The 24,584-nt window shown below is 64.2% G+C and carries 20 protein-coding genes; 5 read left to right on the top strand and 15 right to left on the bottom strand.

Annotated features, from left to right (window positions below; all coding sequences use genetic code 11):
* The first annotated feature begins 27 nt into the window (after positions 1–27).
* A complete protein-coding gene (gene panB / locus CBW66_RS08225) occupies positions 28–903 on the top strand; it encodes a 3-methyl-2-oxobutanoate hydroxymethyltransferase (RefSeq protein WP_170932981.1) in 876 nt (291 codons plus the stop codon).
* Positions 904–1,101: 198 nt separating this feature from the next.
* Here panB and CBW66_RS08220 read toward each other — a convergent pair whose 3' ends face one another.
* The 7 genes from CBW66_RS08220 to CBW66_RS08190 all read right to left on the bottom strand — a co-directional run bounded on the left by CBW66_RS08220 (position 1,102) and on the right by CBW66_RS08190 (position 9,352).
* Positions 1,102–2,589 carry an aldehyde dehydrogenase gene (locus CBW66_RS08220; protein WP_086137899.1) on the bottom strand — a complete coding sequence of 496 codons (1,488 nt, stop codon included), beginning with the start codon at positions 2,587–2,589 and terminating at the stop codon, positions 1,102–1,104.
* Between the two features lie 30 nt (positions 2,590–2,619).
* The gene (locus CBW66_RS08215; RefSeq protein WP_086137898.1) at positions 2,620–3,471 is read right to left on the bottom strand and encodes an ABC transporter permease; all 852 of its coding nucleotides are present in this window, start codon (positions 3,469–3,471) and stop codon (positions 2,620–2,622) included.
* Positions 3,468–4,397, bottom strand: a complete 930-nt coding sequence (locus tag CBW66_RS08210; protein ID WP_086137897.1) for an ABC transporter permease subunit — start codon at positions 4,395–4,397, stop codon at positions 3,468–3,470. The genes CBW66_RS08215 and CBW66_RS08210 overlap by 4 nt, the downstream gene beginning before the upstream one ends.
* A gap of 7 nt (positions 4,398–4,404) precedes the next feature.
* A complete protein-coding gene (locus tag CBW66_RS08205; RefSeq protein WP_086137896.1) occupies positions 4,405–5,553 on the bottom strand; it encodes an ABC transporter ATP-binding protein in 1,149 nt (382 codons plus the stop codon).
* 137 nt (positions 5,554–5,690) lie between these two features.
* Complete coding sequence (locus CBW66_RS08200) at positions 5,691–7,151, bottom strand: aspartate aminotransferase family protein (RefSeq protein ID WP_086137895.1); 1,461 nt, start codon at positions 7,149–7,151, stop codon at positions 5,691–5,693.
* A gap of 11 nt (positions 7,152–7,162) precedes the next feature.
* Positions 7,163–8,533 (bottom strand): glutamine synthetase family protein, encoded by a 1,371-nt coding sequence (locus tag CBW66_RS08195; protein WP_086137893.1) that lies wholly within the window; start codon positions 8,531–8,533, stop codon positions 7,163–7,165.
* 54 nt (positions 8,534–8,587) lie between these two features.
* Positions 8,588–9,352: a gamma-glutamyl-gamma-aminobutyrate hydrolase family protein gene (locus CBW66_RS08190; RefSeq protein ID WP_086137892.1), complete on the bottom strand. Its 765-nt coding sequence runs from the start codon at positions 9,350–9,352 to the stop codon at positions 8,588–8,590.
* 282 nt (positions 9,353–9,634) lie between these two features.
* Between CBW66_RS08190 and CBW66_RS08185 the strand changes: the two genes are divergently transcribed.
* Positions 9,635–10,780, top strand: coding sequence for an MFS transporter (locus CBW66_RS08185; protein WP_086137890.1), 1,146 nt, complete (start codon positions 9,635–9,637; stop codon positions 10,778–10,780).
* 6 nt (positions 10,781–10,786) lie between these two features.
* Here CBW66_RS08185 and CBW66_RS08180 read toward each other — a convergent pair whose 3' ends face one another.
* The 3 genes from CBW66_RS08180 to CBW66_RS08170 are packed head-to-tail and all read right to left on the bottom strand — an operon-like array spanning position 10,787 to position 14,107.
* A complete protein-coding gene (locus CBW66_RS08180; protein ID WP_086137889.1) occupies positions 10,787–11,599 on the bottom strand; it encodes a hypothetical protein in 813 nt (270 codons plus the stop codon).
* Positions 11,596–12,162, bottom strand: coding sequence for a sigma-70 family RNA polymerase sigma factor (locus CBW66_RS08175; RefSeq protein WP_230492086.1), 567 nt, complete (start codon positions 12,160–12,162; stop codon positions 11,596–11,598). The genes CBW66_RS08180 and CBW66_RS08175 overlap by 4 nt, the downstream gene beginning before the upstream one ends.
* 49 nt (positions 12,163–12,211) lie before the next feature.
* The gene (locus tag CBW66_RS08170) at positions 12,212–14,107 is read right to left on the bottom strand and encodes a beta-propeller domain-containing protein (protein ID WP_086137888.1); all 1,896 of its coding nucleotides are present in this window, start codon (positions 14,105–14,107) and stop codon (positions 12,212–12,214) included.
* A gap of 172 nt (positions 14,108–14,279) precedes the next feature.
* Between CBW66_RS08170 and gabD the strand changes: the two genes are divergently transcribed.
* Positions 14,280–15,734, top strand: a complete 1,455-nt coding sequence (gene gabD, locus CBW66_RS08165; RefSeq protein ID WP_086137886.1) for an NADP-dependent succinate-semialdehyde dehydrogenase — start codon at positions 14,280–14,282, stop codon at positions 15,732–15,734.
* Between the two features lie 48 nt (positions 15,735–15,782).
* Here the strand turns inward: gabD and CBW66_RS08160 are convergent, their stop codons facing one another.
* Positions 15,783–16,406: a trimeric intracellular cation channel family protein gene (locus CBW66_RS08160; RefSeq protein WP_035822575.1), complete on the bottom strand. Its 624-nt coding sequence runs from the start codon at positions 16,404–16,406 to the stop codon at positions 15,783–15,785.
* Between the two features lie 4 nt (positions 16,407–16,410).
* On the bottom strand, positions 16,411–18,855 hold the full coding sequence (locus tag CBW66_RS08155; RefSeq protein ID WP_086137885.1) for a penicillin-binding protein 1A: 2,445 nt from the start codon (positions 18,853–18,855) through the stop codon (positions 16,411–16,413).
* 130 nt (positions 18,856–18,985) lie between these two features.
* On the opposite strand from CBW66_RS08155, the gene CBW66_RS08150 reads away from it, so the two are divergent.
* Both CBW66_RS08150 and CBW66_RS08145 read left to right on the top strand, forming a co-directional pair.
* A complete protein-coding gene (locus tag CBW66_RS08150) occupies positions 18,986–19,879 on the top strand; it encodes an HTH-type transcriptional regulator ArgP (protein ID WP_205701219.1) in 894 nt (297 codons plus the stop codon).
* A gap of 143 nt (positions 19,880–20,022) precedes the next feature.
* Complete coding sequence (locus CBW66_RS08145) at positions 20,023–20,508, top strand: tetratricopeptide repeat protein (protein ID WP_086137883.1); 486 nt, start codon at positions 20,023–20,025, stop codon at positions 20,506–20,508.
* Positions 20,509–20,526: 18 nt separating this feature from the next.
* On the opposite strand, the gene can is transcribed toward CBW66_RS08145, so the two are convergent.
* From can to dnaK, 3 genes are all read right to left on the bottom strand, one after another.
* Entirely contained in the window at positions 20,527–21,198 is a 672-nt protein-coding gene (gene can / locus CBW66_RS08140) for a carbonate dehydratase (protein ID WP_034788731.1), read from the bottom strand.
* A gap of 138 nt (positions 21,199–21,336) precedes the next feature.
* Positions 21,337–22,470, bottom strand: a complete 1,134-nt coding sequence (gene dnaJ / locus CBW66_RS08135; protein ID WP_034745985.1) for a molecular chaperone DnaJ — start codon at positions 22,468–22,470, stop codon at positions 21,337–21,339.
* A 160-nt stretch (positions 22,471–22,630) separates the two neighbouring features.
* Positions 22,631–24,574: a molecular chaperone DnaK gene (gene dnaK / locus CBW66_RS08130; protein ID WP_086137880.1), complete on the bottom strand. Its 1,944-nt coding sequence runs from the start codon at positions 24,572–24,574 to the stop codon at positions 22,631–22,633.
* Positions 24,575–24,584: the final 10 nt, after the last annotated feature.

The raw sequence follows: 24,584 nt of genomic DNA, 5'->3' as shown, positions 1-24,584 counted from the left end.
ACCCCCCTTTCACTTTAGAGAATACCTATGTCCGCTTATTTGCAAGGAACAGATCTGGCCGCAAAAGACAAGGCCACCACACCGGCACCGGCGCCATCCAAGCCTGTCGCCAACAAGGCCGTGACCATCCATACCCTGGCCACGTTGCGCGCCGCCGGCGAAAAGATCTCCATGCTGACCTGCTATGACGCCAGCTTCGCGTCGCTGATGGACCGCTGCGGCGTGGAGATCCTGCTGATCGGCGATTCGCTCGGCATGGTCTGCAACGGCCTGAACTCCACCCTGCCCGTCACCGTGGCCGAACTGGCTTACCACACGGCGTCCGTCGCGCGCGGCAGCAAGTCGGCCATGATCATGTCCGACTTGCCGTTCGGCGCCTACGGCACGCCTGAAACGGCGTACGCCAACGCCGTCATCCTGATGCAGGCGGGTGCGCACATGATCAAGATCGAAGGCGGCGCCTGGCTGGCCGAGACCGTCCGTTTTCTCACCGAGCGTGGCATCCCCATCTGCGCCCACATCGGGCTGACGCCGCAATCCGTGCACCAGCTGGGCGGCTATAAAGTGCAGGGCAAGAGCACGGAAAGCGCCGCGGAACTGAAAAACGACGCGCTGGTGCTGCAAAACGCGGGCGCCGCCATCGTGCTGATGGAAGCCATGCCGTCGCAGCTGGGCAAGGAAGTCACCGAGATGCTGACGATCCCCACCATCGGCATCGGCGCCGGTCCCGACTGCTCGGGCCAGGTATTGGTCATGCACGACATGCTGGGCGTCTTCCCAGGTCGCAAGGCGCGCTTCGTGCGCAACTTCATGGAAGGCGCGGCCAGCATCGACGACGCCGTCACCGGCTATGTCAAAGCCGTCAAGGATGGCAGCTTCCCGGCGCTGGAACACTGCTTCTGATGTCATGTGCCGCATGCCGGCTGGTTTATGTCGGCTTACGCGCTGCGCGCTAAGCCGACCTACGCTCTATTTGTTGCCGTGGGTCTCTGTTTGATGCCGTAGGTCGGGTTAGCGCAGCGTAACCCGACAGCCGGGTAGGTCGGATTAGGCGGGGCCGCCGAGGCCGCAGGCCGTAATCCGACAACACCACAGCAAACCCTACCCCACCTGTATCCAGGTCGTCTTCAGCTCCGTATATTTATCCAGCGCATGGAGCGACTTGTCGCGCCCGTTGCCCGACTGCTTGTAGCCGCCGAACGGCACGGTGATATCGTCGCCGTCGTACTGGTTGACGTGCACGGTGCCCGCGCGCAGGGCGCGCGACGTCTGGATCGCCTTGGTGATATCCGAGGTCCACACGGCCGCCTGCAAGCCGTAGGGCGTGGCGTTGGCCTGCTTTACCGCCTCGGCGATATCCGTAAAGCCCAGCACGGACAGCACAGGTCCGAAAATCTCTTCGCGCGCGATCGTCATGCCCGCATCCACGCCGAAGATGGTGGGCTGCACGTAGTAGCCGCCAGTCTCCGCGCGCACGGCCTCGCCGCCGCCGAGCAGCTGCGCGCCTTCGCTCTTGCCGGACGCGATATAGCCCATCACCGTTTGCATCTGCGTGGCGTCGACGATGGCGCCCATGACGGTGGCTTCATCGAGCGGATCGCCGGGCTGGAAGCGGGGCAGCATGGCCAGCGCCTTGGCGATGAATTCTTCCCTGATCGATTCTTCCACGAACAGCCGCGATGGCGCATTGCAGCTTTCGCCCTGGTTGAAAAAGATGGAGCCGACGGCGGCGGCCACGGCCTTGTCCAGGTCCGGGCAATCGGCGCACACGATGTTGGCGGACTTGCCGCCCAGTTCCGTCCACGCCCGTTTCAAATTCGACTGGCCCGCCATCTGCACGATCAATTTTCCCGTGCGCGTGGAACCCGTAAAGCCGATGCAATCGACGTCCATGTGCAGCGCCAGCGCGGCGCCGGCCTCGTTGCCGTAGCCGGGCAGCACGTTAAAGACGCCCGCCGGCACGCCCGCTTCCAGCGCGATGTCGGCCAGGCGCAGCGCCGTCAACGGCGATTTTTCAGACGGTTTCAGTATCACGCTGTTGCCGGCCGCCAGGGCGGGCGCGATCTTCCAGGCGGCCATGATCATCGGGTAGTTCCACGGCACGATGGCGGCGACGACGCCCACCGGCTCGCGCGTGATCAGGGCCAGGCTGTTGGCGGGCGTCGGTGCGATTTCATCGTAGACCTTGTCGATCGCCTCGCCATACCAGCGCAGGCAGTTGGCCGTGGCGCCCACGTCCACGCTCTGGCTGTATTTGATCGGTTTGCCCATGTCCAGGGTTTCCAGCAGGGCCAGCTCGGGACCGTACTTCTGCACCAGGTCGGCGAACTTGATCAATATCCGCTTGCGTTGCGCCGGCGATTTACCGGACCAGCGGCGGTCGTCGAAGGCGGCGCGCGCGGCCTGCACGGCCGCCTCGACGTCGGCGCCATCGCAGCGCGCCACCTGCCCCAGCGAGCGCCCGTCGATGGGCGACAGATTGTCGAAGGTCTGGCCGGACCTGGCCGCGACCCGCCCGCCGTTGATGAAAGCGCGCCCATCGATCTTGATCTCTGCGGCCCGTGCATGCCAGCTGGTGTTTTCCGTCATGGTCGTCTCCTGACAAGTAAAAGAGTCAGCCTACTCCTTTTCCAGCGAATAGGCCGCAGACATCTGCTTGCGGCGCTGGCGGTCGCTGCGCGCCAGCATCACGGCATACGCGATCACGGCGAGCGTCACCACCAGGATGGTCAGCGCGGCGATGGCATTCACGCGCGGATCGAGCCCCAGGCGCGCGCGCGAGAAGATCACCAGCGGCATCGTCGTCGAACCGGGGCCGGACAGGAAAGCCGACAGCACCACGTCGTCGAGCGACAGGGTGAACGTCAGCAGCCATGCCGAGGCCAGCGCCTGCGTGATGTTCGGCAGCGTCACGAGGAAGAACACCTGGTGCGCGCGGCAGCCCAGGTCCATCGCCGCCTCGGCCAGCGATTTGCTCATTTCCTGCAGGCGCGACTGCACCACCACGGCCGCATATGCCATGCCCAGCAGGGTGTGTCCGAGCCAGATGGTCAGCACGCCCCGCTCGGGAAAGCCGAAGACCTTTTGCATGGACACCAGCATCAGCAGCAGGGACAGGCCGATGATCACTTCCGGCATCACCAGCGGCGCGCTGACCATGGACGAAAACAAGGTGCGGCCACGGAAGCGCTGATAGCTGCTCAAGGCAAAAGCGGCAAACGTGCCGAGGATGACGGACGAGGTGGCCGACATGAAGGCGATCTTCAGGGATAAACCGAAGCCCGAGATGATCTCCGCATCGCTCATCAACTCGCTGTACCAGCGCAGCGAAAAGCCGCTCCACACCATGTCCTGGCGCGAACTGTTGAACGAAAAGACGATCAGCACGATGATGGGCAGGTACAGGAACAGATAGCCGAGCGAGAGCCAGCCGCGCCCGAACCAGCGCTGCAAAAAGGTCCGTCCGTTCATGTGCGCTCCTCCGCGTCCTGGTCGGTCTTGTATTTGTTAAAAATGGCCATTGGCACGAGGATCAGCAGGACCACCAGCACCGTCACGGACGACGCCATGGCCCAGTCGTTGTTCGTGAAGTATTCATCCCACAGCACCCTGCCGATCATCAGGGTTTCCGGGCCGCCCAGCAGCTCGGGAATCACGTACTCGCCGACGGACGGAATGAACACCAGCATGGCGCCGGCGATGATGCCCGACTTCGACAGGGGCACGGTGATGCGCCAGAACGCCTGCAAAGGCGTGGCGCCCAGGTCGGCCGCCGCTTCCAGGAAGCGCATGTCCATCTTGACCAGGTTGGCGTACAGGGGCAGGATCATGAAAGGCAGATAGGCGTACACCATGCCGACCACCAGCGAGAACGAGGTATTCATCATGTGCAGCGGTTCGCTCACCACGCCCAGCGCGATAAGCAGGTCGTTGAGCAGGCCGTGGTTGGCCAGGATGCCCTTCCACGCATACACGCGCAGCAGGAAGGAAGTCCAGAACGGCAGCATCACCAGCATCATCAGCACGGGACGAATGGCCGGCCTGGCGCGCGCCATGAAGTAGGCGAACGGATAGCCGATCAAGAGGCAGATGGCGGTGGTGATGGCCGCGTACTTGATGGAACTGAGGTAGGTGAGCAGATACAGTTCATCGGCGGCGATGAACAGGTAGTTGGCGATTTTGACCTTCAGCACGACGATGCCGTCGGCGTACGACAGCAAGCCGCCGAAGGGGCTGCCCGCCGTATCCATGTCGGACAGGCTGATGCGCAGCACGATCAGGAAGGGCACCAGAAAAGCGGCCGTCAGGAACAGCGAGGGCACGGCGATGACGGCGTTACGGCCCGTGAGCCAGCGCAAAGTGACGAAGTGGCGCAGCGATTGCAGGAAGGATGTCATGATGGCCTCAGCTGGTCAGCACGACGATGTCGGCGCCATCCCACCACACCCACACGCGCTGTTCGCGCTCGAGACGCGCGGCGTCGTGGCGGGCCGCGTTGGTGCGCGAGACTTTCACCACCGTCCCGCTGTCGAGGCGCACGTGGTAGCTCGTTTCATTGCCAAAATACGCCATGGCGACGATCACGCCCTGGGCGCAGTTGTAGCCGTGTTCCGCCGGCGAAGCCCGCTCTTCCAAAGCGGGCGGCGCGATCTGGATGCCAATCTTTTCGGGGCGCACGGCCACCGAGACATCCATGCCGAGGTTGCCCGTGATGCCATGCGCGACATAGTGGCGGCCGTCGGGCGTGTCGATCACCACGTGATCGGGTTCGTCCTGCGTGATGCGGCCATCGAACAGGTTGACGCTGCCGATGAAGTCGGCCACGAAGCGGCAGTTCGGCGTCTCGTAGATTTCGCCGGGCGCGCCCACCTGCAGGATGCGCCCTTCGCTCATGACGGCGATGCGCGTGGCCATGCTCATGGCCTCGTCCTGGTCGTGCGTGACCATCACGCAGGTCACGCCCACCTGCTCGATGATGTTGACCAGTTCCATCTGCGTGCGTTCGCGCAGCTTTTTATCCAGCGCGCCCAGCGGCTCGTCGAGCAGCAGCAATTGCGGCCGCTTGGCCAGGCTGCGCGCCAGCGCCACGCGCTGCTGCTGGCCGCCCGACAACTGATGCGGCTTGCGCTTCGCGTATTGGCCCAGCTGCACCAGCGCCAGCATCTGCTCGACCCGCGCCGCCACTTCCGCTTTCGGCAGGCCGTCGCGGCGCAGGCCGAAGGCGATGTTGTCCCACACGGACAGGTGGGGAAACAGCGCGTACGACTGGAACATCATGTTGATGGGCCGCTGGTGCGGCGGCACGTCGACGATGCTGTTGCCCGCCAGGGCGATGCGCCCCGAGGTCGGCGTCTCGAAACCGGCCAGCATGCGCAGCAGGGTCGACTTGCCGCAACCTGAACTGCCGAGCAGGGCGAAGATCTCGCCCTTGTTGATCGTCACGGAAATACCATCGACGGCGCGCACGCCATCGAATTCCTTGACCAGCTGATCAATCAGCAAGAAAGGCGCTTGGGCGTCGCTGGCCGACGCGGCAGGTGTTGCTATCGTCATGGGTGGGTAGCTTCTGGATAAAAGGGTGTCAAAATGAAAAACTGGCCGCTGAAGGAGCGGCCAAGATGGAAGTTTAGCGGAACTGCCGCCATTGCGGTCCAAAAAATACGCAGATGGCGGCAAAATGGGGCAAAAACCTACACCCAGCCCTTCGCCTTCACCTCGTCATACGTCTTGTCCAGGCACAGCCGTATCAGCGCCACCATCTCATCGATCTGTGTGCGCGTCATGATCAGGGGCGGCGCGACGATCATGCGCTCGCCCACGGCGCGCATGATGACGCCGTTGTCGAACATGTGGCCGCGGCAGATCATGCCCACGCCCTGGCCCTCGTCGAACAGCTCGTTCTCGTGCACCGTGGCGCCCTTCCGGCGCACCAGATTCAGGCCCGCGACCAGGCCGCAGCTGTCCGCATAGCCGACCAGCGGATGCTCGCCCAGGCTGGCGAAGCACTGCTTCAGGTACGGTCCCGTGTCGTCAGCCACCTTGCTGACTAACTGCTCTTCCTCGATGATGCGGATGTTTTCCAGCGCCGCCGCGCAGGCGACGGGGTGGCCCGAATAGGTGAAACCGTGCGTGAATTCGCCGCCCTGTTCGATCAGCACCTTGGCCACACTGTCGCCCACCAGCACGCCGCCCAGGGGCACATAACCCGAGGTGACGCCCTTGGCAAACGTGATCAGGTCGGGCTTGATGCCGAACAGCTCGGAGCCGAACCAGCGCCCCAGGCGGCCGAAGCCGCAGATGACTTCATCGGCGATCAGCAAGATGCCGTACTTGTCGCAGATGCGGCCGATCTCGGGCCAGTAGGTCGATGGCGGGATGATGACGCCGCCGGCGCCCTGCACCGGTTCGCCGATGAAGGCGGCCACCTTGTCGGCGCCGATTTCCAGGATCTTGTCTTCCAGCCAGCCGGCCGCCTTCAGGCCGAAGGCTTCCGGAGACAAGCCGTGGCCCGATTCCAGGTAGTTGGGCTGGCCGATATGCGCGATGCCCGGTATCGGCAAGCCGCCCTGCGCATGCATGCCGTCCATGCCGCCCAGCGACGCACCCGCCACCGTGCTGCCGTGATACGCGTTGTGGCGGCTGATGATGGTGTGACGCTCCTTGTGGCCGAGGATATCCCAGTAGCGGCGCACCATGCGCACATTCGTGTCATTGCCTTCCGAACCCGAGCTGGTGAAGAACACGTGCTGGAACTGCGGCGGCGATATCTGCGCCAGCTTGGCCGCCAGTTGCGCGGCCGGCAAGTTTGTCGTGCCAAAGAAGCTGTTATAGAAGGGCAGCGTCTCCATCTGCTTGTACACGGCTTGCGAAATCGACGTGCGGCCGTAGCCGACATTGACGCACCACAGGCCCGACATGCCGTCGACGATTTTCTTGCCCTGGCTATCCCACAGGTAGACGCCGTCGCCGCGCACCATTACGCGCGCGCCCTTGCTGGCCAGGTCCTGGAAATCGGTGAACGGATGCAGGTAGTGGGCCGTGTCCATCTGCTGGATGGCGGCCGTGTCGTACAGCTGCGGCGCCGCGTTCTTTTGCGCCACGGACGATACCAAAGCGGCGCCCGGCGCCAGCGGATTGTTTGTTGTGCTCATGCGTGCTCCTTTTAAACGTGCAATAACAGGTGTTCGCGCTCCCAGGGGCTGATCACCGTCATGAACTCCTGGTGTTCGAGATCCTTGATGGCCGCGTACACGTCGATGAAGCGCTCGCCCAGCACCGTGCGCAGCTTGTCTTCCGCGCGCAGCAGCTGCAGCGCTTCCGGCAAGCCTTGCGGCAGCTCGAACTTCATGTCGTAGGCGCTGCCCACCATCATCGGCGTCGCTTCCAGCTGCTCCGTCATGCCCAGGTAGCCGCAGGCCAGGGTGACGGCCAGGGCCAGGTAGGGATTCGCATCGGCGCCGATGATGCGGTTTTCCACGCGCCGGTCCTGCACGCCCGACTCGGGCACGCGGAAGCCCACGGTGCGGTTGTCCAGGCCCCACTGGATGTTGATCGGCGCGGCCGTGTGGCGCACGATGCGGCGGTAGGAATTCACGTAGGGCGCGACGATGGCCATGGCCGACGGCATGTAGCGCTGCAAGCCCGCGATGTAATGCTTGAAGATGGGCGCGGCCGAACCGTCCTCGTTGCTGAAGATATTCAGGCCCGTCTTCGCATCCGTCACGCTCTGGTGCACATGCATGGCGGACCCCGGCTCGCCCGCCATGGGCTTGGCCATGAAGGTGGCGTACATATCGTGTTTTAACGCCGCCTCGCGCAGGGTGCGCTTGAAGAAGAACACCTTGTCGGCCAGGCCCAGCGGATCGCCGTGCAGGAAGTTGATTTCCATCTGGCCCGCGCCGATCTCGTGGATCAGGGTATCGACGTCCAGGTTCATCAGTTCGCAGTAATCGTAGATATCCTCGAACAGCGGGTCGAACTCGTTGACGGCGTCGATGCTGTACACCTGGCGGCTGGTCTCGGCCCGGCCGCTGCGGCCGATGGGCGGTTTCAGCGGCAGGTCCGGGTCCATGTTCTTCGCCGTCAGATAGAATTCGAGCTCGGGCGCCACCACGGGTTTCCAGCCCTTGTCCGCATACAGTTTCAGCACGCGCCGCAGCACGGAGCGCGGCGCGAAATCGACCAGCATGCCGTCGGAAAAATAGCAGTCGTGGATGACTTGCGCGGTGGGGTCCGTGGCCCACGGCACCATGGTGATGGTGGTGGGATCGGCCTTCAGGATCATGTCGCGGTCGGTGCTGGAAATGGCGCGGTCATAGCCGCCATCGTCGACCGGATAATTGCCCGTCACCGTCATGCCCAGCACCGCTTCCGGGATGCGCATGCCGCGCTCCTGGGTGAATTTCCCGCGCGGCAGGATCTTCCCCCGCGCCACGCCCGTCAAGTCGGGGACCAGGCATTCGATTTCCGTGACGCGCTTTTCATTGAGCCACAAATCCATGTCCGTATAAGTGAAATTCTCGCGTATTGCCATGTTTCCCTCTCGCTGGTCTTGATCAAACACCGCGTGCTGCGGGCGGTGCGCCTGTCATTCTGTCTTTCTGTGCTGCTCCTGGTAATCGCGGCAAGCCTGGCCAAAGGCGCCGAACAGCCGCATGGACTGCGGATTGTCTTCCACCTGCCATTCCGGATGCCATTGCACGGCCAGCGCAAAGCCGGCGGCGCTGGCCACCGTGTACGCTTCCACCAGGCCGTCGTCGGCCAGCGCTTCCACCAGCAAGCCATCGGCCAGCCGGGCGATGCCCTGGCCATGCAGGGAATTGACCATCATTTCGCTCTCGCCGCCCAGCAGCCGTGACAGCAGGCCGTCGGGGGTCAAGCGAATGCGGTGCGCGGGCGCATACTGGCGCGCCAGCGGATCGAGCACGTTCTCGCGGTGGTCCATCATGCCCGGCACCGCCTGCACGGCTTGGTGCAGGCTGCCGCCCAGGGCCACGTTGACTTCCTGGAAGCCGCGGCAGATGGCCAGCAGCGGCAACTGCGACGCCAGTGCGGCGCGGATCAGGGGCAAGGTGGTGGCATCGCGCGCAGGGTCTTGCGGCAGGTCGGGATGCAGGATCTCTTCGCCATACAGGCGCGCATCGACGTTTGAGGCGGAACCGGTCAGCATGACGCCGTCGGCGATGCGCAGCGCCGCTTCCAGGTCGGCATCGGCGCCCAGGGCGGGCAGCAGCAGCGGCATGCAGCCGGCACCGCGCAGCACGGCGTGCAGGTATTTATCCTGCGCCATGTGCCAGGCATGGCTGCCCAACTGGCGCTGGCAGGCGGGAACGAGAACGATGGGACGGCGCATGGTGCTACCTCGCTGGCGTGACGATCCAATGACAGCGCCATGACAGCGCTGCCGCTCGCTTCACTGTACAGCAGAGCCGGCAGAGTCGGCCACACCGATGGACGTGGCCAGCGGCGGCGCATATCGCCTACACTACGGCTTTGCAATATTGCCTTTATCAAAATCATCATATGCCCGTCCGGCGCCAAACACCAGCGCCGCAGGCACAGTTGCCTACTTTCCCATGCATCCACACCGTTTTCCCGCCATCCTGAACACCTTTTCCACCCCGAGGGGGCGGCCATGAAGACCATGCCGTGGCGCGACTTCTTCGCCCTTGTGGTCAGCATCGGCGTGGTGGGCCTGGGCCTGGGCGCCACCATGCCGCTCACCGCCCTGACCCTGCACCAGCGCGGCGTGGGCACGGACATCATCGGCATGATCACGGCCGTCAGCGCCCTCGGCATCCTGGCCGCCTCGCCGTTCGTCTCGGGCTGGGTGAGGCGTTTCGGTGCGCGCGCCACCATGCTGGGCGCCGTCTGGGTGGCCTCGCTGGCGACGATCGCCATGCAGTGCACCGACGACCTGCTGGCGTGGAGCGTGCTGCGCTTCCTGTTCGGCGGCGCCATGGGCGTGCTGTTTACCATCGGCGAAGCGTGGGTCAACCGCCTGGCGCCCGATAATTCGCGCGGCCGTGTGGTGGCCATGTACACCACCAGTTTTACATTCTTCCAGCTGATCGGTCCCGCCCTCGTGGCCCTCTTCAACGACAAGATCAGCTGGAGCTTCGCCGCCTGCGGCCTGCTGTTTTTGCTGGCCGTGCCGGGCCTGATGCTGATCTCGAACAGCGGCCCGGAAAAGGAGCCGGAAGAACACGGCGTGAAGTGGACCCTGATCCTGCCGCGCATGCCGATGATCGTGCTCGGCGCCGCCTTCTTCGCCCTGTTCGACACCCTGGCATTGAGCTTGCTGCCGCTGTACGCGATGGAGCACGGCATCGGCACGGACCTGGCCCTGCTGTCGGCGACCGTGGTGCTGGTGGGCGACACGGGCCTGCAATTCGCGCTGGGATGGATGGCCGACCGCTTTGGCCGCGCCAGGGTGCACGCGGGCTGCGGCGTGGCCGTCTGCCTGCTGCTGCCGCTGCTGCCGTTGGCCGTCGGCACGCCATGGCTGTGGTGGACCCTGCTGCTGTTGCTGGGCGCGGCGGCGGGCGGCATCTACATGCTGGCGCTGGTGGCCTGCGGCGAGCGGTTTACGGGGCTGTCGCTGACCAGCGCCAGCGCCATCGTCAACGCCACCTGGGGCGTGACCAGCGGTGGCGGTCCCCTGCTGACGGGCGTCCTGATGCAATCGGCGGGCGTGAACGCCCTGCCGGCCGTGATGTGGGTGTGCGCCGCCATTTTCGTCGGCAGCGCCGTGTGGGAACGCAGGAAGGGGATCGTCTAGCGTTTTTTACTTCTTTTCCAGCCGCTGCCGCAACTCCTCGGCCACCGGATAGTCGGGATACGCCTGCCTGAATGCGGCCCACTCCTCGCGCGCCAGCGCGCCCTCGCCCGCCTTGAGCAGGGCGTCGATCTTCAGCAGCCACACGGAAGCGTCGAGTTTTGCCGGCGGCGGCAGCGGCGCGGAGCGGACCGCGACGGGAGCGGGCATGGCCAGCGCGCGCTGCACCGGCGCCTGGCGCTGCAGGCCGGCCTCGGCCTGCATGGCGGCTGGCTGCTCGATTGCCGCAGCAGGCGCCGGCGGGGGCGGCGGCGCAGGAGGAGCCACGGGTACGGTCGCCGCCAGCGGGGGTGCTGACGGCACGGCTGCTACCGGCTCGGCCTGCACCGGCGGCCTCGGTGCCGCCTTGGCCATGGCGCGCGGTGCCGGCGGTGGTGGCACGGACTCAGTCGCAGGGACGGGGGCCGGTGCGGCTTCCCGCATCACCTCCTGCGTGACCGGTTCCCCGACCACGGGAAATTGCGCCGGCTTCGAGCCGAACCAGTCCACGCCGATCAGGTTTACTGTCAGCAGCACGGCGGCGGCCAGCCCCAGCGGAACGCGCCAGCGCTGCAGATAGTCCGGCGATTTCTTGGCCGGCAGAGTGCGCAGCACGCCATCGGCGCTGTCGTTGGCCGCTGCCGGCGGGTGCAAGGCCTTTTCCGCGTCGGCCAGGATGGCCGCATCGAGCGCGCTGGAAGGCGCCGGCTGCGGCAGGCTGGCCAGCAGCGCGGTCAATTCCTCGTCATTCGGTTCGTCGTGATCTTGATCGTGCGTATTCATGCCTGTCCTCCCGCGCCAGCGGCGCTGTCCAAGCCCGCGCGCAATTTCTGCATGGCGTAGCGCAGCCGGCTCTTGACGGTTTCCGCTTCCGCCCCCGTCACCACGGCGATCTCGAGGATGCTCATGCCGCTGAACTGCTGCAGCACCAGCGCTTCCTTCTGCTCCACCGGCAGCGCGGCGATGGCCGCATGCAGTCGCGCATGCTGCTGTTTCTGCTCCAGCGACTGCGGCGGCGAGGCGCCCTCGTCCAGCAGTTCGCCCGCGTCGCCGTACTCCTGTCCCTCCCGCTGGCGCAGCAGATCGATCAGGCGGTTGCGCGCGATCTGGTACAGATAGGTGCGGAACGCCGATTGCGGCTGGTAGCCGGCGCGCGCCGCATGCAGGCTGGCCCACGTATCCTGCACGATCTCGTCCACCCACGCGCGGCGCGGCGAACGCCAGGCCACGAAGCGGTACAGGCCCTGGCTGTGGCGCCGGTACAGTTCGCGAAACGACGGCAGGTCGCCGGCGCTGTAGCGCAGCATCAGGTCTTCATCGGTCGCGGTAATCAGGGTGTCGGGCATGCGAACCAGTGTAGCCGAACTACGCGGCAGCGGCAATTTCCACACTCCTTCAGCGCAAAGAGGAGGCATTGGGCGCATAGCTGACGCGGCGCACTTCGCGGATCTGTCCATCCCTGAGCGCTCCTTCCACCAGTTCATAGCCGAGCAGGGCGAAGACGCGGCCCTGCAGGAACAGGGGCCGCGCATTGCCGTACCAGTCGATGCACGACGCGCGGCAGCCGTCGTCCGGTGCCTGGCCTGGCCGCGCCGCCAGCGCGCCCAGTTCACTCAATTGCAGGCCGCTGTTGCGCAGGTACAGGACGGAGGCGGCTGACTTGCTCAAGCCAGGCCGCTCGTCCGCGCCCAGGATGGGCAGGCCGATCAAGCCCTCGCCGGCCGCTTGCGGCTTGTAGAAAAAGCCGTGGCTGCGCGACTCGCCCTGCGCCGCGTCGGCACGGATATAGCGCGTGGCGACCGCCGCCTGCGCCCCCAGGCCGATGGTGCTGAAGTGCAGATCCCGGCCCTGCGCGCCGATCACCACGGCGTCATTGCCCAGCGCCTCGATGCGCTCCACGCCGTGCGGCAGGGACAGGGCTTGCACGCTGCCCGCATCGGCCCAGCGCACCGCATACAGGGGCTGGCGCGGCCAGGCCTGGTCGGCCTTGCGGCGTCCGGCATTGCCCGGATTGCCGTACAACAGATAGGGACCCACGTAGCGGTTCTGCAGGCCGTAGCCGCCACCGCCGGGCAGCGGCCGGTAGCTGCCTGCCGGCGCACTGTCGCGGCCATCGGAAAACGACGCCAATGGCACGCGCAGCAAGGCCATGTCGCCCCGGCCCCGCGCGCCATCCCACATGGCGTCGCCCTGGCCTTCGGCGCGCAGCAGGACGTTCAGGTGGCCATCCACGCTTTCCAGGAACGAGAACTGGTCGACGGGCGCGCCAGCCACCTTCAGGGCGCTGGGCGCCGAGCCGTCGAGGGGAATGCGGAACACGCCCGAATCGCTGCCGCGGCGCGTGGTCCACACGAAAACGGATTCGCCCGACACATAAAACACGCGCCCCTGCGGCCCCATGACGGCGCTCGCTTCGCAGCGCATGTCGCGCTGCGCCAGGTCGCACACGGTGACGGTGTGCAGGGTCAGGCCCGCGCCTGGCTCCAGTTCATCATCGGTGCGGTAGATGCGCGTAGCCGGCGCGATGCGCTTGAAGTCGGACGGCACGGCGTCGGGACGCCAGCGCCGCAGCGCGGGGAAGCCGCCGAACGGGTCGCCGCGGCGCAAGTTCAGCGACAGGGGCGAATAGAACACCAGCTTGCCGCCGACCAGGCGGCTCGCGTAATTGCGCGACGAATAATAATCGTTGGAGCGCAAATGATATGTGGCGCGGTAGGCCAGCTTGCCGTCTGCCCCAATGTCGAACAGGCCGATCTCGGTACCGCCACGGCTGTAGCTGTAGCCGATCACCACCACCGTGTCGCCATCGATCAGCATCTCGTCATACCAGCTGCCCGACGGGTCGCTGCCCGGCGCGAACGCGTCGAGCGAAGCGACGGGCTGCAGGGCATTGCCCCCCACCTGCACGGTAAACAGTTTGCCGCGCCGGAGCATCACCAGGTGCTTGCCGTGCAGCTTGACGATGCCGCCTTCGTCCACGCCCGCCGTCTGCACATTGGTGACGGATTCGGCCGCCTCCGCCGATGCCGTCGGCGCCGCTTTCGCCACCATGGGCGCTGGTGCAGGCGGCGGTGCGGGCGCCGTCGCTGCGTACTGCGCCGTGGCGCGCTGCAGTTTCTGCTGCTCCCTTTGCAGCGCCGCCTGGCGCGCCTGCAGCTGCTGCAGGTAGCTGCTCAAGGCCTGCTCGCTGGCGAACGGCACCAGGGTCTTGCGCGGCGCCGTGCCGGCTGCGCGGCTGCCTGCCGACAGCAGCAGGGACAGCAACAATATGATCTTGAGGGCGCTGGACATCGCTTCGGCTCCGGTTGATTGAGGTAATAACCATGAAACGGCATGCGCGGCGAAACGGGGTTAAAAATAGTCAACTATTTTTGAAGGCCAGACGCCGCACGTGGGACGCAATCGTGCGCCCGGCAAAAAGGACTACCATGGACGATCACGCAACCACTGCTGAAAGTCTGCCATGCTCACACTGAAAGACCCCGCGCTGCTACGCCAGCAATGCTACCTGAACGGACTATGGCTCGATGCCGACGGCGGCAAGCACGCCGAGGTCCGCAATCCCGCCACGGGTGAAGTGATCGGCCATGTGCCCGTGATGGGCACGCAGGAGACAAGGAACGCCATCAGCATGGCCAACGCCGCCTGGCCCGCCTGGCGCAAGAAGACGGCCAAGGAACGCGCGGCCGTGCTGCGCCGCTGGAATGACCTGATACTGGAAAACGCGGACGACCTGGCGCTGATCATGACGGCGGAACAGGGCAAGCCCTTGCTCGAAGCCAAAGGCGAGGTGCAATACGCCGCCTCCTTCATCGAATGGTTCGCCGAAGAAGGCAAGCGCGTCGCGGGCGACACCCTGCAGTCGCCGTGGCCGGACCGGCGCATCGTCGTGACGAAGGAGCCGATCGGCGTGTGCGCCGCCATCACACCCTGGAACTTCCCCGCCGCGATGATCACGCGCAAGGCAGGACCGGCACTGGCGGCCGGCTGCCCGATGCTCGTCAAGCCGGCCGGCATGACGCCGTTTTCCGCGCTGGCGCTGGCCGTGCTGGCCGAGCGCGCGGGTGTGCCTGCGGGCGTGTTCAATGTCATCACGGGCTCGTCGCAGGAGATCGGCAATGAGATGACATCCAATCCCCTCGTACGCAAGCTCAGTTTCACGGGATCGACGGAAGTGGGCCGCATGCTGATGCGCCAGTGCGCGCCGACGATCAAAAAGCTGTCGCTGGAACTGGGCGGCAATGCGCCGTTCATCGTCTTCGACGACGCCGACCTGGATGCGGCAGTCGAAGGCGCCATCGCCTCGAAGTACCGCAACGCGGGCCAGACCTGCGTGTGCGCCAACCGGCTGTACGTGCAGGATGGCGTGTACGAGGCCTTCGCGCAAAAGCTGGTGGCGGCCGTGCAAAAACTCAAGGTGGGCAACGGCGCCGACGAAGGCGTCACGCAGGGGCCGCTGATCGAGGAAAAGGCCGTAAAAAAAGTGGAGCAGCACGTGGCCGACGCACTGGCCAAGGGCGGGCGCCTGCTACTGGGAGGCAAGCGCCATGCGCTGGGCCACAACTTCTTCCAGCCCACCGTGATCGCCGACGTGACGAGCGACATGCTGGTGGCCAGCGAAGAGACGTTCGGGCCGCTGGCGCCCCTGTTCCGCTTCCGGGCGGACGAGGAAGTCATCGCCCTGGCCAACAACACGGAATTCGGTCTGGCGTCCTATTTCTATTCGCGCGACATCGGCCGCATCTGGAAAGTCGCCGAAGGCCTGGAATCCGGCATGGTGGGCGTGAACACAGGGCTGATCTCGACGGAAGTGGCGCCGTTCGGCGGCGTCAAGCAGTCGGGCCTGGGCCGGGAGGGATCCTCGTACGGGATCGACGATTACCTGGTCATCAAATACATCTGCATGGGCGGTATTTAACAATTTGCCCGACGGCGCGCCGGTGCGTCATCGGGCATGGCGACACCGCTATTCGAATCCCCGGATCCGGTCGCCATTGAAATTCGGCAGGCGCCACTCGAAGTGCAAGGCCAGGAAGCGGAACAAAAAGCCCGCACCGATGGACGCCAGCTGCGCCACCGAGCTGTCGACCTTGAAGTGCAGCAGGCCGACATACAGGGCGCCCGTGAACAGGGCCACGGTGGCATACACCTCGCGCTGCAGCACGAGGGGAATCTGGTTGCACAGGATATCGCGCAGCAGGCCGCCGAAGACGCCCGTGATCATCCCCGCCAGCACGACGATGGCCGGGTGCATCTTGGCCGACATGGCGATGTCGCAGCCGATCACGCAAAACGCCACCAGGCCCAGGCCATCGACCAGCAAAAAGATGGCGCGCAGATGGTGCAGATAGCGCGCGACAAAGGCCGTGACGATGGCCGCGCCGATGGTAAACAGCAGGTACTCGGGATGCGCGATCCAGCCCAGCGGATAGTGCCCCAGCAGCACGTCGCGCACGGTGCCGCCGCCCAGCGCCGTGACGGTGCCGATCATGCAGATGCCGAACAAGTCCATGCCGCGCCGCATGCCCATGATGGCGCCGGACATCGCTTCGGCGACAATCGCCACCAGGTAAATCGTATATAGCAGCATGCTCTTACTCTTCCGAAAATGATTTGAGAATTTGTTCGCGTTCGCGCGCTTCGCTCAGGGTGCGCGCTTCATTCGTGCCCGTGCCGGAGCCGCCATCGCCGCCTGCGCCAGCGCCAGCTTCGCCGTGCGCCAGGCGCGTATCGGCAGCGCCGCTGCCGCAGCCGACGCTGCTGTGGATAAAGGCGAAGTTATCCTTCAGGCAGTCGCCGGCCAGGTATTCGGCATACACGTAGTCGCCATCGAGCAGGGCCAGGCCCGGCGGTTCGGCCAATACCTGCTCACGCCGGCCCTGCACGGCCACCTGCATGTAGTCGCGCCAGACGGGCAGCGCCAGCGTCCCCCCGGTGGCATTGCCCAGGCTCTTGGGCTGGTCGTAGCCGAGCCAGACGACGGAGACGAGGCCCGAGGAATAGCCGGCGAACCAGGCGTCGTAGGCGTTGTTCGAGGTGCCCGTCTTGCCGGCCGCGTCGCCGCGTCCCAGCGCCAGCGCGCCGCGTCCCGTACCGCTCTTGACGACGTCGCGCAGCATGCTGTCCATGACGTAGGCGTTGCGCGTGGAGATCACCTGCGTGCCCGGTGCCGGCGCATCCTTGGCGCGCGGCGCCGCGTCGGAAAACAGCACCGCGCCGCTGCGGCTGCGCACTTCCTTGATCAGCTTTGGCGGCATCTGCACGCCGCCGTTGGCGAACACCGAATACGATTGCGCCAGCTGCAGCGGCGTGACGGCGCCCGCACCCAGCGCCAGCGGCAGGGACACGGGATTGCGCGCGCCCTCGAAGCCGAAGCGCGTGGCGTAGTGCTGCACGTAGCCGGGGCCGGCCGCTTGCATCAGACTGACGGCGACCAGGTTTTTCGAGCGTACAAGACCGCGCCGCACGCTGATGAAACCTTCATAGTTGTTACCGTAATTGCGCGGCCGCCACGGCTGCGCCCCCGTTTCCCGCGGCAGCAGCAAGCGCTGCGTATCGTCCACGGCCGTGCCGGGGAAATATCCCTTTTCCAGCGCCGCCGAATACACGAAGGGCTTGAAGCTCGATCCTGGCTGGCGGTAGGCCTGCATGGCGTGGTTGTAGTGGTTGCGGTAGAAATCGAAGCCGCCCGCCATGGCGACGATTTCGCCGCTGTGCGCCTCGACGGAAATGAGCGCGCCTTCCATCTCGGGCAGCTGGCTCACGAGCCAGCGCTTTTTCGCCGCGTCGTGCACCACGCGGATCACACTGTTTTCCACGATGGCGCGCTTGCCGTCGAGCGGCAGCTTGCCGCCCAGGCGGGCGTCCGATGCCGTCAGCACGATCTCGTCGCCATTGCGCAACTGCGCCGTCAGCTGGCGCTTGCCGGCCATATCGACCTTGCGCACCAGGGCGGCGCGCACTTCTCCGCTGTCCGGGTAGGCGGCCAGCTGGCGCGCCACGCTGTCTGCGGAGGCGGCCAGGCGCGCTTCCGGGCCGCGATAACCGCGCCGCGCCTGCGCGTTCAATAACCCATCGCGCAGCGACTGGTCGGCCGCGCGCTGCGGCGCCATGCGGATGGTGGTGGTCACGTCCAGGCCCATGCTGTAGGCGCCTTCGGGATAGCTTTTCACGATCAGCTGGCGCGCTTCCTCGACCGCATACGCGGCCGCGTGCACGGCGCTGTTGCGGTCCTTGTTCAGGGCCAGCTTTTCCGCCACGGCGGCCGTGTATTCGGCTGGCGTGATGTAGCCGAGTTCGCGCATGCGCTGCAATATGTAATGCTGGCGCACGGTGGCGCGCTGCGGATTGGCGACGGGGTTATAGGCCGACGGCGCTTTCGGCAAGCCGGCCAGCATGGCCGCTTCGGCGATGCTGACGTCCGCCAGCGGCTTGTCGAAATAGATGTTCGATGCGGCGGAAAAGCCGTAGGAGCGCTCGCCCAGGTAAATCTGGTTCATGTACAGCTCCAGCAGCTTGTCCTTGCCGTAGTGCTGTTCCAGCTTGTAGGCGAGCAGCATCTCCGTCAGCTTGCGCTGCACGGTCTTGTCGCGCGACAGAAAAAAATCTCGCGCCACCTGCATGGTGATGGTGCTGGCGCCCTGCGCATGGTGGCCCGTGACGACGTTGGCCAGGGTGGCACGCGTCAAGCCGTAAAAGTCGACGGCGCCGTGCTCGTAAAAGCGCGCATCCTCGATGGCCAGCAAGGCCTGGCGCATGCGCAGGGGGATGGCTTTCAAGGGCAGGAACTCGCGGCGCTCTTCGCCGTATTCGGCCAGCAGCTCGCCTTCGCTGGAGAAAATACGCAGCGGCAGCGCAGGCTTGTACTGGGCCAGGTGCTCGACGGCCGGCAAATCCTGCCACGCCTGGCGCAGCCACCAGCCGCCCGCCAGGGCTGCGGACAAGCCCAGGCCCAGGGTCAAGCCCAGGCCGAATTTCAGATTGCGCGCCAGTTTCGATGATGGCTTGCGGGGCTTTGTATCTTGCGCTTGTGCTTCCATGAGGTGATTCCTTTGCTGCCAGGAGGCCGCGCGCGGCACTCCATCAAAGAGGTATTGTGCACTGCAACACACCCATCCTTATTAAAAGTAAGTATTATTTAGTATTGATAAATTTTTCTTATGCAAGGCAATGGCCATGGATCTCAATCCCAAGCACACGGAAGCGTTCCGTGCTGTCGTCGAAACGGGCAGCTTCGAGCAGGCGGCGCTGCGGCTGCACCTGACCTCCCCGGCCATTTCGCAGAGGGTGCGGGCGCTGGAGAGCCAGCTGGGCAATGCCTTGATCGTGCGCAGCCGTCCCGCGCGGGCCACGCGCATGGGCCAGCGGCTGATGCAGTATCTGAAGCGGGCCAAGCTGCTGGAAGCGGACTTGCAGGCGGAACTGGCGGTGCAGCAGGATGCCCCGCTGACCCTGGTGCTGGCGCTGAACGCGGACTCGATGGGCACCTGGTTCTTCCCGGCCCTTTCCCAAGTGCTGATACGCGAGCGCGTGCTGCTGGACCTGACCGTGGAAGACCAGGACCACACCTATACTTTGCTGGAGACGGGCATGGCCATCGGCTGCATCAGCACGGAAGCCAAACCCATGCGCGGCTGCACGGCCGAACCGCTGGGCGTGATGCGCTACTGGCTGGTGGCCACACCAGCGTTTCGCCAGCAGTGGTTCGCGCACGGCCTGACGCGCAAGGCGGCGCGCACGGCGCCCGTCGTCGCCTACACGCGCAAGGACACCCTGCAGTCGTCGTTCCTGCTAGAGACGCTGGGACTGCCGGAAGGCGCCTACCCCTGCCATTACGTGCCGGGCGCCACTTCGCACTTCAACGCCATCCGCTACGGCCTCGGCTACGGCATGGTGCCCGAGCTGCTGCTGAAAGCGAACACGGATGGCGAACTGGTGGAAATGCTCACGCCCAAGACGCCGGCCGACGTGGCCCTGTACTGGCACACGTGGAAGGTGCAATCGCCGCGCATGGAGCAGTTGTCGCGGCAAATCATCGCGGCGGCGCGCAGCATGCTGAAATAGCGATCGCTGCATGCCCACCGCCCATGCGCCACGCTGCAACAATGGGTGTCACTCAATGGCACAGCGGCACCGGCTTTGCCCGGAAAGGGAGCTAGCACGCAACTTGCTTGTCTGACAATCTTCAACCATCGACCACGAAAACCATGCGCACCTACGCCCTGATGCTCGCCGTTCTGTTCGCTGTTCCCGTCCACGCCCAGGACAGCCAGGGTGAAAGTGATCTCAGCTACAAGGCCTATGTGCACAGCGACAAGCGCATCAAGTGTTTATACGGCTATGCGGCCGACAAGACGGGCGACCATGCGGCTGCCGTCGCCATCTTTGAAGACTGCATCCGGCGCTGGAACGATGTGTATTCGATGATTTGGCTGGCTCAGCTGTATGAAACGGGCATCGGCGTGCCTAAGGACCTGGCGCGGGCGACGGCGCTGATGCGGCGCGGCGCCCATACCAACGATGACGCCGCCTATGCGCGGCTGGCGCGCTACCACTATGGCGTGGCGCTGGCCGAAGGCCGGGGCACGCCGCAGGATATTGTCCAGGCCAAAGCCTGGCTGCGCCGGGCGGCGCAGGAAGGCGTACGGGAGGCGGCCGATTACCTGGTCCGCCTGGACAGCGCCGCGCCATAGACGCGGCGCCAGCGCCGCTTACGCGATGGCTTCGTAGCGGGCCAGGCGGGTCGCCATGCGCGGCGCCAGCTCGTGGCCGGCCGTGACCGTCACTTCGAGGTCGTTCAGCAAGCCATCCTTCAAGCCATAGACCCAGCCATGGACGCTGAGTTCCTGGCCCCGTTCCCACGCATCTTGCACGACGGTGGTCTGGCACACGTTCAAGACCTGTTCCACCACGTTGAGTTCGCACAGGCGGTCGCCGCGCTGGCGGCTCGTCAGCACGTCGCCCAGGTAGCGCTCGTGCTTCTGGCCCACGTCCTGCACGTGGCGCAGCCAGTTGTCGACCAGGCCGATGCGCGTGCCCGTCATGGCCGCATGCACGCCCTTGCAGCCGTAATGGCCGACGATGATGATATGTTTGACTTTCAGCACGTCCACGGCAAATTGCAGGACGGACAGGCAATTAAGGTCGGAATGCACGACCACATTGGCAATATTACGGTGCACAAACACGTCGCCAGGCGCCATGCCCAGCAGTTCGTTGGCGGGCACGCGGCTGTCGGAACAGCCGATCCACAGGTATTCGGGCGAGGTTTGCGCTTCCAGGTTCTTGAAGAAGTTCGGGTCCTTAGCCACCATCGAGTCGGCCCAGCGGCGGTTACGCTGCAGCAGTTCCGCCAGGGCCGGGCCATTTTTCTGTTCGGTCATATCGCTCCCATGAGGTAAGTTCGGTTGAACAGCGCGCCGATCGCGTGCCTTGGCGTGCGATGCGCGCAGATATCGAGTCAACCTGGGTAAAAAAACGCCGGGATGTTGAAGCATCCCGGCGCATGGTGTTACGTGTGCTTATTCAAAAAAATCCTTGACCTTGTCTTTCCAGGTCTTGCTTTGCGGACTGTGCTTGGCACCGCCCTCGGTCGTCGACTTTTCAAAGTCGCGCAGCAGGTCTTTCTGTTTTTCCGTCAGTTTCACCGGCGTTTCGATGGCCACGTGGCAGAACAAGTCGCCCGCGTAACCGGAGCGCACGCCCTTGATGCCCTTGCCTTTCAGGCGGAAGGTTTTACCGGACTGCGTGCCTTCCGGGATCGTGAACGACACTTTGCCGTTCAGGGTGGGCACTTCGATTTCGCCGCCCAAAGCTGCCTTGGTGAACGAGATCGGCATTTCGCAATGCAGGTCGTCGCCTTCGCGCTGGAATACGGCGTGCGGCTTGATGTGGATTTCCACATACAGGTCGCCCGACGGACCGCCATTCGTGCCCGGTTCGCCGTTGCCGGACGAACGGATACGCATGCCGTTGTCGATGCCGACTGGAATCTTGACTTCCAGGGTCTTGTTGCGCTTGATGCGACCGGCGCCGCCGCATGGCGTGCACGGGTCGGTGATGACCTTGCCGCTGCCATGGCATTTCGGGCAGGTTTGCTGGATGCTGAAGAAACCTTGCTGCATGCGCACCTGGCCGTGGCCACCGCAGGTACCGCAGGTGGTTGGCGACGTGCCCGGCTTGGCGCCGCTGCCGTGGCAAGTGTCGCACTTGTCCCAGCTCGGCACGCGGATGGTCGTGTCGAAGCCGTGCGCAGCTTGTTCCAGTGTAATTTCCAGGTTGTAACGCAAGTCGGCGCCACGGTACACCTGTGGTCCCGCATTGCGGCTGCGTCCACCACCACCGCCAAAGATGTCGCCGAAGATATCGCCGAAGCTGTCGGCAAAGCCGCCAGCACCGCCGCCGAAGCCGCCACCGCCGCCCATGTTCGGGTCCACGCCAGCGTGACCATAGCGGTCATACGCATCGCGCTTTTCCGGATTGGTCAGCATCTCGTAGGCTTCTTTGACTTCCTTAAACTTTTCTTCCGATTCTTTGCTATCCGGATTGCGGTCCGGATGGTATTTCATCGCCAGTTTACGGTAAGACTTTTTGATCTCTTCTTCCGAAGCATTTTTTGCGACACCGAGTGTCTCGTAAAAATCACGCTTTGCCATGTTGTCGGCACCTTGCAGTCTATCTACTGATGTAAAAATTACACGAAAAAGCCGAGTCGAGTGCTGCACTGGGCAGCGACTCGGCTCGGCCGGTCTTCGCGGCTAATCCCGCGATGTAGCGTTCAGCCCGGCTGCCCCCGGTTCATGGGAGCGCAAGACATTACTTGCTGTCTTTGACTTCCTTGAAGTCAGCGTCGACAACATCGTCTTGCTTGGCGCCTGCGTCCGATGCGCCAGCAGCTTGCTGTGCACCTTCCGCGCCGCCGGCAGCTTGCTGCGCTTGCATGTCGGCATACATTTTTTCGCCCAGTTTCTGCGATGCGCTCGACAGTGCTTCCACCTTGGCGTCGATCTCAGCCTTGTCGCCCGCCTTGATGCTTGCTTCCAGGTCGGTGATCGCCGCTTCGATCTTCTCTTTCTCGCCCGCTTCCAGCTTGTCGCCGTATTCGGTCAAGGATTTCCGGGTCGAGTGTACCAGAGCATCGGCCTGGTTGCGCGACTCGGCCAATTCTTTGACCTTCTTGTCTTCTTCCGCGTTCAGCTCGGCGTCTTTCACCATCTTCTGGATTTCAGCCTCGGTCAAGCCGGAATTGGCCTTGATCGTGATCTTGTTTTCCTTGCCGGTGGCCTTGTCTTTCGCGCCGACATGCAAGATGCCGTTGGCGTCGATGTCGAAGGTCACTTCGATCTGTGGCGTGCCGCGCGATGCTGGCGGGATGCCTTCCAGATTGAATTCGCCCAGACCCTTGTTGCCGGCGGCGATTTCGCGCTCACCCTGGAAGACCTTGATGGTCACCGCAGGCTGGTTGTCGTCGGCCGTCGAGAACACTTGGCTGAACTTGGTCGGAATCGTCGTGTTTTTGTGGATCATCTTGGTCATCACGCCGCCCAGGGTTTCGATACCCAGGGACAGAGGAGTGACGTCCAGCAACAGCAAGTCCTTGCGTTCGCCCGACAGGACCGAACCCTGGATCGCTGCGCCCACGGCGACGGCTTCGTCCGGGTTCACGTCCTTGCGTGGATCCTTGCCGAAGAATTCCTTCACTTTTTCCTGTACCTTCGGCATACGGGTCATGCCGCCGACCAGGATGATGTCATCGATGTCCGACACTTTCACGCCGGCATCTTTGATAGCGGTGCGGCATGGTTCCATCGTGGCCGTGATCAGCTCTTCCACCAAGGACTCCAGCTTGGCGCGGGTCATCTTCAGGTTCAAGTGGACCGGTGCGCCGTTCGCCATGGCGATGTACGGCTCGTTGATCTCGGTTTGCTGCGACGACGACAATTCGATCTTCGCGCGCTCGGCCGAAGCCTTGATGCGCTGCAGGGCGATCGGGTCTTTTTTCAGGTCGATGCCGTTGATCTTCTTGAACTCGTCGATGATGTAATCGATGACGCGCTGGTCGAAGTCTTCGCCGCCCAGGAAGGTGTCGCCGTTGGTCGACAGCACTTCAAATTGTTTCTCGCCATCAACATCAGCGATTTCGATGATCGACACGTCGAACGTACCGCCACCCAAGTCGTACACGGCGATTTTACGGTCGCCTTTTTCGGTCTTGTCCAGGCCGAACGCCAGCGCTGCCGCGGTTGGCTCGTTGATGATGCGCTTGACGTCCAGGCCAGCGATACGGCCGGCATCCTTGGTGGCTTGACGCTGCGAGTCGTTGAAGTACGCAGGCACGGTAATGACGGCTTCGGTGACTTCTTCACCGAGGTAGTCTTCTGCCGTTTTTTTCATCTTGCGCAGGACTTCAGCCGAAATTTGCGGCGGCGCCAGTTTTTTGTCGCGTACGCCGATCCATGCATCGCCGTTGTCGGCTTTCATGATTTGATACGGCATCAGCGCGATGTCTTTTTGGACTTCTTTTTCGTCGAACTTGCGACCGATCAGACGCTTGACTGCGTACAGCGTGTTTTTCGGATTGGTCACGGCCTGGCGTTTCGCTGGCGCGCCGACGAGAATTTCGCCATCTTCTTGATAAGCAATAATCGACGGCGTCGTGCGTGCGCCTTCAGCGTTTTCGATTACCTTTGGTTGACCGTTTTCCATGATGGAAACGCAGGAATTCGTGGTTCCCAGATCGATACCGATAATTCTACCCATGATTTTTTTC

This window comes from Janthinobacterium sp. GW456P, from assembly GCF_002127655.1.
GTDB lineage: Bacteria > Pseudomonadota > Gammaproteobacteria > Burkholderiales > Burkholderiaceae_D > Janthinobacterium.
This window is presented reverse-complemented; position numbering and strand designations above follow the sequence as displayed.

What these genes read in the sequence shown, in the direction of transcription:
- panB (WP_170932981.1), top strand. Translation starts at nt 28, where the DNA reads ATGTCCGCTTATTTGCAAGGAACAGATCTGGCCGCAAAAGACAAGGCC.
- CBW66_RS08220 (WP_086137899.1), bottom strand. Translation starts at nt 2,589, where the DNA reads ATGACGGAAAACACCAGCTGGCATGCACGGGCCGCAGAGATCAAGATC.
- CBW66_RS08215 (WP_086137898.1), bottom strand. Translation starts at nt 3,471, where the DNA reads ATGAACGGACGGACCTTTTTGCAGCGCTGGTTCGGGCGCGGCTGGCTC.
- CBW66_RS08210 (WP_086137897.1), bottom strand. Translation starts at nt 4,397, where the DNA reads ATGACATCCTTCCTGCAATCGCTGCGCCACTTCGTCACTTTGCGCTGG.
- CBW66_RS08205 (WP_086137896.1), bottom strand. Translation starts at nt 5,553, where the DNA reads ATGACGATAGCAACACCTGCCGCGTCGGCCAGCGACGCCCAAGCGCCT.
- CBW66_RS08200 (WP_086137895.1), bottom strand. Translation starts at nt 7,151, where the DNA reads ATGAGCACAACAAACAATCCGCTGGCGCCGGGCGCCGCTTTGGTATCG.
- CBW66_RS08195 (WP_086137893.1), bottom strand. Translation starts at nt 8,533, where the DNA reads ATGGCAATACGCGAGAATTTCACTTATACGGACATGGATTTGTGGCTC.
- CBW66_RS08190 (WP_086137892.1), bottom strand. Translation starts at nt 9,352, where the DNA reads ATGCGCCGTCCCATCGTTCTCGTTCCCGCCTGCCAGCGCCAGTTGGGC.
- CBW66_RS08185 (WP_086137890.1), top strand. Translation starts at nt 9,635, where the DNA reads ATGAAGACCATGCCGTGGCGCGACTTCTTCGCCCTTGTGGTCAGCATC.
- CBW66_RS08180 (WP_086137889.1), bottom strand. Translation starts at nt 11,599, where the DNA reads ATGAATACGCACGATCAAGATCACGACGAACCGAATGACGAGGAATTG.
- CBW66_RS08175 (WP_230492086.1), bottom strand. Translation starts at nt 12,162, where the DNA reads ATGCCCGACACCCTGATTACCGCGACCGATGAAGACCTGATGCTGCGC.
- CBW66_RS08170 (WP_086137888.1), bottom strand. Translation starts at nt 14,107, where the DNA reads ATGTCCAGCGCCCTCAAGATCATATTGTTGCTGTCCCTGCTGCTGTCG.
- gabD (WP_086137886.1), top strand. Translation starts at nt 14,280, where the DNA reads ATGCTCACACTGAAAGACCCCGCGCTGCTACGCCAGCAATGCTACCTG.
- CBW66_RS08160 (WP_035822575.1), bottom strand. Translation starts at nt 16,406, where the DNA reads ATGCTGCTATATACGATTTACCTGGTGGCGATTGTCGCCGAAGCGATG.
- CBW66_RS08155 (WP_086137885.1), bottom strand. Translation starts at nt 18,855, where the DNA reads ATGGAAGCACAAGCGCAAGATACAAAGCCCCGCAAGCCATCATCGAAA.
- CBW66_RS08150 (WP_205701219.1), top strand. Translation starts at nt 18,986, where the DNA reads ATGGCCATGGATCTCAATCCCAAGCACACGGAAGCGTTCCGTGCTGTC.
- CBW66_RS08145 (WP_086137883.1), top strand. Translation starts at nt 20,023, where the DNA reads ATGCGCACCTACGCCCTGATGCTCGCCGTTCTGTTCGCTGTTCCCGTC.
- can (WP_034788731.1), bottom strand. Translation starts at nt 21,198, where the DNA reads ATGACCGAACAGAAAAATGGCCCGGCCCTGGCGGAACTGCTGCAGCGT.
- dnaJ (WP_034745985.1), bottom strand. Translation starts at nt 22,470, where the DNA reads ATGGCAAAGCGTGATTTTTACGAGACACTCGGTGTCGCAAAAAATGCT.
- dnaK (WP_086137880.1), bottom strand. Translation starts at nt 24,574, where the DNA reads ATGGGTAGAATTATCGGTATCGATCTGGGAACCACGAATTCCTGCGTT.